3 protein-coding genes are annotated in these 2,641 nt (G+C 56.8%); all 3 read left to right on the top strand.

The annotated features are described in order from the left end of the window. Nucleotides 1-239: 239 nt before the first annotated feature. Complete coding sequence (locus E7813_RS03130) at nt 240-512, top strand: hypothetical protein (RefSeq protein ID WP_291570757.1); 273 nt, start codon at nt 240-242, stop codon at nt 510-512. 61 nt (nt 513-573) lie between these two features. Next, entirely contained in the window at nt 574-1,539 is a 966-nt protein-coding gene (locus tag E7813_RS03125) for an ABC transporter substrate-binding protein (protein ID WP_291570755.1), read from the top strand. Then, nucleotides 1,536-2,516, top strand: coding sequence for an ABC transporter substrate-binding protein (locus E7813_RS03120; protein WP_291570754.1), 981 nt, complete (start codon nt 1,536-1,538; stop codon nt 2,514-2,516). Before E7813_RS03125 ends, E7813_RS03120 begins: the two co-directional genes overlap by 4 nt. Nucleotides 2,517-2,641: the final 125 nt, after the last annotated feature.

Genomic DNA, 2,641 nt, shown 5'->3' with positions numbered 1-2,641 from the left:
GCAGTAAACCCTCTATGAAATCTCCGTTCCATCCCACACTCCATCCTTTCCCTCTAAGATAAAGTGTTGCGTCAACCGGTTGAGACCACCCCCCGAAAGCGGACATATCCCGGCAACTAAGCCATCGCGAATCGCGCTCCTCCTGAGGCAAACTAGGGCGCGCGGATAGGACGGCCATCTGACAAGCCGGAAGCACCACCGGTTTCCGCGTACCCCCTTGGTGCTACGCCAGGTGCGCGATGAAATTGAACGAAAGGCTATTGGCCGCCCGCGACAATCTCATCGATCAAGTTCGGCGAGGACAAATCACACCGGACGAAGCTGAGGCCGAGGCAGCCAAACAAGGCTTCGGCCCTATAGCTAGTGCTCCCGATCCATTAGAGTTCGATCCAAAACAAATGCCATGGTGGTCAATACCAATGGCGCTCTCTTGGATAGCGTGGCGAAACACCAAGAGCGTTCGTGAAAGCTGCGCTGAGTACCGTGAAAATTTTCGCCGGATGGGCCCCTAAAGTCTTCCAGATGTTGAGTTTGGACAGTTACACTGCCGCGTTCTGATCGTCGGAGGCGGACATGCGGCGGCGGGAATTTATGACGCTACTCGGCGTTGCTGCTTGGCCGGTCGCAGCAAATGCACAGCAGCGACCCATGGTAGCAATTGGATTTCTTGGCGTTGGGACGCTCGAACAGGCTCGTCGTAATTTTGACGCGGTTCGTCCCGGATTCGCCGACCTCGGATACGTCGAAGGTCAAAATCTGGAGGTTCGATTTCGCTGCGCTGACTACCACAGTGAACGGCTGGCTTCTTTAGCAACGGAGCTGGTTCAGAGTCCGGTCGCTGCGATCATCGCTGGTTCGGGGCCTTCAGTATCGGCCGCGCGAGCGGCGACCCGGTCAATTCCGATCATTTTCTTTACTGGCTATGATCCAGTCGAAAGTGGCTTCGTAGCTAGTCTGAATCGACCGGGTGGCAACGTCACGGGCGTTTTCTTGCTCGATACTAGCCTCGCGATAAAACGTCTGGAAGTCCTCCACGAGTTGGTTCCTTCGGTGAAGTCAGTGGCCTCGTTGGAAAGTCCGACCAACGACGCTTCCATCGAAAACTCGAATCTGCAGTTGAAAGCTGCTGCGACCGCTCTCGGCATCCAATTGGTTGTTCAGCCCAGCGAATTTGAGGAAACTTTCGAGTCCCTGGTCCGTGACCACGTCGGTGCAATCCTCGTAAGCGGCTATGCTGTTTTTCATAACAACCGCGATCAACTTATTGCTCTGACCGCCCGCCACGGGATACCTGCAATCTATGTGATCCGCGAATATCCTGAGGCAGGGGCTCTTTGTAGTTATGGCACAAGCTATCCCGCTGCGTACCGTCAGGTGGGGGTTTACGCTGGCCGAGTATTGAAGGGTGAAGAGCCTGCCGATCTACCAGTGCAGCAGATTACAAAGATCGAACTGGTGATCAACCTGAAGACCGCGAAATCGCTGGGAATCACCGTGCCGCAGACGCTTCTCGCCCGTGCCGACGAGGTGATCGAATGAAGCGACGGGCGTTTATCACGCTTCTCGGTGGCACGGCGGCGACGTGGCCGCTCGGAGATCGGGCGCAGCAGCCTTCAAAGGTCGCCCGCATCGGGTATTTGGGCCTGACATCCCCTTCCAATCATGCCGCTCGAGTCGAGGCCCTGCGGGCAGGACTGCGCGACCTCGGCTACGTCGAAGGAAAAAATATTCTCATCGAATTCCGCTGGGCTGAGGGAAAATATGACCGACTGCCCGCTTTGGCAGCGGAGCTGGTTCACCTCAACGTCGACGTTATCGTAACCCAGGGTGCAGCAGGGGTGCTTACGGCGAAGCAGGCCACGACGACAATCCCAATCGTCGCCACAGCGGTTGGCGATATTCTCGCCCTCGGTTTCGTACAGAGCCTCTCCCGGCCTGGAGGCAACGTGACCGGATTGACGTTTTTCAACCCGGAACTGATGGCGAAACGGCTCGAATTGCTCAAGGAAGCCGTGCCAACGATGACCAAGGCGGCTGTTCTCTTGAATCCGGACAATCCCGCGAGCGGGCCAATTCTCCAGGAGATGGAGATGACTGCGAAGGCTTTGAAGCTAGGATTGCAACCATTCGAAGCGCGCAGGCCGAGCGATTTCGAGCCCGTCTTTGCCGCGATGGCCAATCAGAAAATTGACGCGGCCGTTATCCATGAAGATGGGATGCTGAATATAAACAGCAAAGCGATTGCAGATATTGCGGCCATGCAAAGGTTGCCGTCGTGCGGATTCCCCGAATTCGCGAGAGCCGGCGGCCTGATGGCCTACGGGATAAACTTTCCTGACCTGGAACGCCGCGGGGCAACGTTCGTTGACAATATTCTCAAGGGCGCAAAACCCGGCGACATGCCGGTCGAGCGGGCGACGAAGTTCACGATGGTCGTCAATCTCAAGACCGCTAAGGCAACCGGCATTGACATGCCCACATCGCTGCTCCTGCGCGCCGACGAGGTGATCGAATAGGGTCCGCCGACTTCCGTTCCTGGCACTTTTGAGACATTGCGCGCGGTCTGACCCGAGTCCGTAATGCGGTCCAAAGCGGACTTCCGCCAACCGTTGCTCGTAACCGGGACAATCCTGATCTGACC

Origin of the sequence: Bradyrhizobium sp., assembly GCF_004799405.1 — a bacterium.
GTDB lineage: Bacteria > Pseudomonadota > Alphaproteobacteria > Rhizobiales > Xanthobacteraceae > Bradyrhizobium.
Note: the sequence above shows the minus strand (reverse complement) of the source record. Positions and strands in the feature narration are given on the sequence as shown.

Coding starts and splice junctions, on each gene's coding strand:
- E7813_RS03130 (WP_291570757.1), top strand. CDS start 240: ATGAAATTGAACGAAAGGCTATTGGCCGCCCGCGACAATCTCATCGAT.
- E7813_RS03125 (WP_291570755.1), top strand. CDS start 574: ATGCGGCGGCGGGAATTTATGACGCTACTCGGCGTTGCTGCTTGGCCG.
- E7813_RS03120 (WP_291570754.1), top strand. CDS start 1,536: ATGAAGCGACGGGCGTTTATCACGCTTCTCGGTGGCACGGCGGCGACG.